A 5,183-nucleotide genomic window follows, 5' to 3' on the forward strand; every position below is an offset into this window, starting at 1 on the left:
GTGCCTGACCGAGGCGGTGGCGGCACACGACCGGGCCGCGCTGCCCCGGCTGCTGGCCGGGGCCGGCGCGCTGTGGGACGTACTGGACCAGCTGACGGACGCCGCGTCGGAGGCGTACCACCGGGCGGGGGCCGAGCGCGGGGAGCGGGAACGGGAGCGCCGCGCGGCCCTGCTGGACACCCTGCTCGACGGTCCCGGGGCGGCCGCGCCGGATCCGGAAGGGTCCGCCGCCTCGGCGGCCGCACGGCTGGGGCTGCGCGAGCGGGGCCGGTTCGCGGTGGTGGTGCTGGCTCCGGTGCGCCCGGGCGCCACCGGAACGGGCGCCACCGGAGCGGGCGTCACCGGGCTCCGGCTCCCGGGTGACACCGGCGGCGGCCCCGGCCCGGGCGGGGACGGCCGAGTGCCCGGCGCCCCGCGGGTGCTGTGGCGGGTCCGGGCCGACGGGGAGACCGGCCTGGCCGAGCTGGGCCACCACCCGCTGGAGTCCCTGCGCACCCTGCTCGCCCCGCTCCCCGTGCGCGCCGGGATCAGCCCGGTGGTCGGGACCCCGGCCGAGCTGGCCGGGGCCCGCCGGCTGGCGGAGCTCGCGCTGCGGACCGCGCCGCCCTCGGCCGGGGCCGGCGCCGCCCTGCTGGACGAGCGGCTCCCGGCGGCGCTGGTGGCGGGCGACCCGGAACTCGCGGCCCGACTGCGGGAGGTGGTGCTGGGTCCGGTGCTGGCGCTGCCCGGGCAGGAGGCGCGGGTGCTGCTGGCCACGCTGGGCACCTGGCTGTCCTGCCAGGGATCGACCACGTACGCCGCCCAGCGGCTCTACTGCCACCGCAACACCGTCTCCAACCGGCTGCGCCGCCTGGAGCAGCTCACCGGGCGCACCCTGTCGGACCCGGCCCACGTGGTGGAACTGGCCCTGGCCCACGCGGCGGTGGACCGCGCGGCGCAGGCGCCCCGCCCTACGGCCGGGCCGCCTCCCGGGGCTGCGGATGACGGGCCGACTCCAGCAGGTACGGCACGTCGATCACCGCGATCCCCGGGGTGAAGAGCAGTTTCGCCTTGAGCCGCAGCGCGTTCTGGTTGTGCAGCGGCTGCTCCCACCAGTGCCCGACGACGTACTCGGGGATGACCACCGAGAGCACGTCGGTGCCCTCGGCGGCCGCGGCCTCCTCGACGTAGGACACCACCGGGCCGACCACCTCGCGGTAGGGCGAGTGCAGGACCTTCAGCGGGATGCCCGGGTCGACATCCGCCCAGGCCTCCCGCAGCTGCCGCGCCTCCTGCTCGTCGGCGGCCACGGAGAGCGCGCTGAGGGTGTCCGCCCGCAGCCCCTGGGCGTAGCCGAGGGCCTTGAGGGTCGGCGCGTGGACGTTGGCGACGAGGACGACCACGTGGTGGCGGGCCGGTTTGCGCGGCCGCTCGCCGGGGGCGACGGCGACCTGGCCGGCCACCCGGTCGTAGTGCCGGCGGACCCCCTTCATGCCGAGGAAGAGGGCGGGCATGGCGATGACGACCAGCCAGGCCCCGTGCGTGAACTTGGTGATCAGGACGATGACCAGGACCACGGCGGTCATGACCGCGCCGACGGCGTTGATGGCGAGCCGGCGGTGGATGTGGACCCGTCCGGCGCGCGGGGTCGCGGGTGAGGCGAGTTCGCGCCGCCAGTGCCGGACCATGCCCGCCTGGGAGAGGGTGAAGGAGACGAAGACGCCGATGATGTAGAGCTGGATGAGGCGGGTCAGCTGGGCGTCGAAGGCGACGATGAGGGCGATGGCCGCGCAGGCGAGCAGGACGACCCCGTTGGAGTACACCAGCCGGTCGCCCCGGTTGTAGAGCTGGCGCGGCGCGTAGTGGTCCTTGGCGAGGATCGAGGCGAGCATCGGGAAGCCGTTGAAGGCGGTATTCGCGGCCAGGACGAGGACGCCCGCGGTGGCGGCCTGGAGCAGGTAGAAGAGGAAGTCCAGGTCCCCGAAGGTGGCCCGGCCGATCTGGGCGAGGGCCGTGGACATCGGGGTGCCCGGGGGCAGGCCGAGTTCGGTGGGGTCGGCGGCGACGTGCACCTGGTAGGCCATGGCGAGGGCGGTGATGCCCGCGAACATGGTCGCGGAGAGGGCGCCCATGGCGGCGAGGGTGGTCGCCGCGTTCTTCGCCTTGGGCTTCCGGAAGGCGGGCACGCCGTTGCTGATGGCCTCGACGCCGGTGAGGGCGGTGCAGCCGGAGGCGAAGGCGCGCAGGGCGAGGAGGACGACTGCGATGCCGGTGTAGGTGCCGGCGGCTTCGATCGGCAGGTGGGCGGACTCGGCCCGGATGGTGGCGCCGGTGGCGAGGCGGACGGCGGCGACCGCGAACATGACGTAGATGATGAGGACGAACCCGTAGGTGGGGACGGCGAAGACGCGCCCCGACTCCCGTACCCCGCGCAGGTTCATCAGGGTCAGCAGCACCACGAAGGCGACGGACATGGCGACCTGGTGGTCGCTGAGGGAGGGGATCGCCGAGGTGATGGCGGCGACCCCGGAGACCACGGACACGGCGACGGTCATCACGTAGTCGACGAGCAGGGCGCTGGCGGCGGTCAGGGCCGCGGTGGGGCCGAGGTTCTCGGAGCTGACGACGTACGCGCCCCCGCCGCCGGGGTAGGCGTGGCAGGTCTGCCGGTAGGAGGCGACGACGACCACCAGTAGGAAGACGATGGCGGCGGCCGCGTACCACGTGAGGTGGAGCAGGGCGACTCCGCCGAGGGCGAGGATCAGCAGGATCTCCTCGGTGGCGTAGGCCACGGAGGAGAGCGGGTCGCTGCAGAAGATGGGCAGCGCGAGCCGCTTGGGCAGCAGGGTCTCGCCCAGGCGCGCGGTGTCCAGGGGCTCACCGACCAGCAGCCGTTTCGCATTGATTCGCCTCATTCCGCGATGGATATCCATGTACGGCGAATTTCAGACGTTCAGGGATCTCAGTGCGCCGGGTCGGCGTCGCCCGTACGGCCCAGTGGCGACCTTGAACGGGTGCTGCGAGGCCGTCACATCCTGGCGGCCGCGCTGCGGATGGCCTCGCGGATGCGGAAGTAGGTCCCGCAGCGGCAGATGTTGGCGATGGCGTCGATGTCCTCGTCGGTGGGCTCGCTCGTCCGCTTCAGCAGGGCCACGGCGGCCATGATCTGCCCGGGCTGGCAGTAGCCGCACTGGGCGACGTCCTGTTCGAGCCAGGCCTCCTGGACGGGGTGGAGCCGGTCGCCGTCCGCGAGCCCCTCGATGGTGGTGACCGCCTTGCCCGCGCAGGCGGAGACCGGCACCACGCAGGGGCGGACGTCCACCCCGTCGAGGTGGCTGGTGCAGGCCTTGCAGACGTCCACCCCGCAGCCGTACTTGGGGCCGGTGATCCCGAGCAGGTCGCGGAGCACCCAGAGCAGGGGGAGGTTGTCGGGCGCGTCGACGGTGACGCTCCGCCCGTTGACGGTGAAGGTGTGCGAGGGCACGGCGGCGTACTCCAGGGTCAGCGCGGGTAGGGGGTGAAGTCGACGTCGAAGTCGAGGGGGAAGCTGCGCGGTTTGGAACCGGTGGCCCGGGCCCAGGCGTTGGCGATCGCCCCGACGGCGGCGGGTACGCCGAGCTCGCCCGCGCCGCCCGGCTCGGTGCCGGTGGCCGGGAGCACGAAGACCCGTACGTCCTGCGGGGTGTCGCGCTGCCTCGCCCAGTGGAACTGGCTGTAACTGCCCTCCAGCGGCAGCCCCTTGTCCAGGTGCAGCCCGGCGCGCAGGGTGGTGGAGATCGCGTCGGTGAGGCCGCCGATCATCTGGGCCTCCAGCCCGCGCGGGTTGACGGGCAGGCCCACGTCGACGGCGATGACGGCCCGGGTGACGCGGACGTGCTGCGGGTCGCGGGTGTCGATCTCCACCAGGCAGGCCGTGCGCGACTTGTACTCCTCGTGGAAGGCGATGCCCTGGGCGCAGCCGGCCGGCAGGGCGCGGCCCCACTGCCCCTCGGTGGCGGCCTTGTCGAGGACGGCGCGCTGGGCGTCGGTCTTGAGGAAGGTGCGCCGGAAGCGGTACGGGTCCTTGCCGGTGGCGGCGGCCAGCTCGTCGACCATGATCTCTTCGGCGCCCCGGGTGTTGGCCGAGTAGACCGAGCGCCAGGAGCCGGTGGGGATGCCGGTCGGCACCTCGGTCAGCGCCTGGGTGGTGAGGCCGAAGTGGTACGGGGACTTCACCGTGGTGAGGAACAGGGTCTGGGCGAGGGTGGCGTTGCCGATGCCGGAGGGCAGGCTCGCGGCGGTGGCGGTGATGATCTCGCCGAGGCCGTGCCGGAAGTCGGTCTCGGCGGCGGCGACCCGGTGCTCGAAGCTGAGCACCTCGCCGAGCAGGTGGGTGGCCCTGATCCGGTGGTGGGTGGCGGGGCGCATCCGGCCGTGCCGGGTGTCGTCCACCCGGGTCCACATCAGCTTGACCGGGCGGCGGCAGGCCTTGGAGACGCGGGCGGCCTCCAGGGCGGCGTCGAAGAACAGGCGCCGGCCGAAGGAGCCGCCGGCCTGGACCACGTGCACCTTCACCTTGTCCAGCGGCAGTCCGAGGTCGGCGGCGATGGTCTCGCGGGCGACGATGGGGGACTTGAGGCCGGACCAGATCTCGGCCCGGTCGTCACGGACGTCGGCGACGGCCGAGTTGGTCTCCATCGGGGCGTGGCTGACGAAGGCGAAGTCGAACTCGGCGTCCACGTACGGGGTGAGCAGCGGCGGCACCAGCGGCGGCGGGGTGGCGGCGCGGAGTTTGGCGCGGACCTGCTCGTCGGAGAGCTGGTCGGCGGGGCCGGGGCCCCACTCGACCTGGAGGGCGGCCTTGGCGTCGAGGGCCTGCCCGAACGTTTCCGCGACGACGGCGACCCCGGTGGGGACCGTCACCACGTGCAGGACCCCCGGCATGGCCTGCACGGCCGCGCGGTTGGCGACGGAGCGGACGGTGCCGCCGAGGCTGGGCGGGCGGCGCAGCACGCAGGGCTTGGCGCCCGGCACGTCGAGGTCGAGGGTGTAGCGCTGGGCGCCGGTGACCATGGCGCGGGCGTCGACGCGGCTGGTCGGGGTGCCCACGAGGGAGTGCCGGGAGGCGGGCTTCGGCGTGGCGCCGAGGACGACGAGGCCGGGCGCGGCGGCGGCCGCGGCGAGGCCGCCGTAGCCGGCGGTGCGGCCGTCGGGGGCCCGTACGG

General features: G+C 74.2%; 4 protein-coding genes. 1 reads left to right on the forward strand and 3 read right to left on the reverse strand.

What is annotated here, in order from left to right; translation table 11 throughout:
• Positions 1-1,036: PucR family transcriptional regulator (locus VR44_RS25355; protein ID WP_052713820.1), on the forward strand; the 1,036-nt coding region annotated here is incomplete at its 5' end.
• Here the strand turns inward: VR44_RS25355 and VR44_RS25360 are convergent.
• From VR44_RS25360 to VR44_RS25370, 3 genes are all read right to left on the reverse strand, one after another.
• Positions 951-2,894, reverse strand: coding sequence for an APC family permease (locus VR44_RS25360; protein WP_045949908.1), 1,944 nt, complete (start codon positions 2,892-2,894; stop codon positions 951-953). The two genes, VR44_RS25355 and VR44_RS25360, sit on opposite strands and share 86 nt — an antisense overlap.
• A 113-nt stretch (positions 2,895-3,007) precedes the next feature.
• Positions 3,008-3,463, reverse strand: a complete 456-nt coding sequence (locus tag VR44_RS25365) for a (2Fe-2S)-binding protein (protein WP_045949909.1) — start codon at positions 3,461-3,463, stop codon at positions 3,008-3,010.
• A 17-nt stretch (positions 3,464-3,480) separates the two neighbouring features.
• Positions 3,481-5,183 (reverse strand): xanthine dehydrogenase family protein molybdopterin-binding subunit (locus tag VR44_RS25370; protein WP_045949910.1); only part of this gene is annotated, 1,703 nt, incomplete at its 5' end.

Source organism: Streptomyces katrae (assembly GCF_000966975.1).
In the GTDB taxonomy this organism is placed as follows: domain Bacteria; phylum Actinomycetota; class Actinomycetes; order Streptomycetales; family Streptomycetaceae; genus Streptomyces; species Streptomyces katrae.

Excerpts from the sequence above, each read along its gene's own strand:
- VR44_RS25360 (WP_045949908.1), bottom strand. The coding sequence starts at position 2,894 with ATGAGGCGAATCAATGCGAAACGGCTGCTGGTCGGTGAGCCCCTGGAC.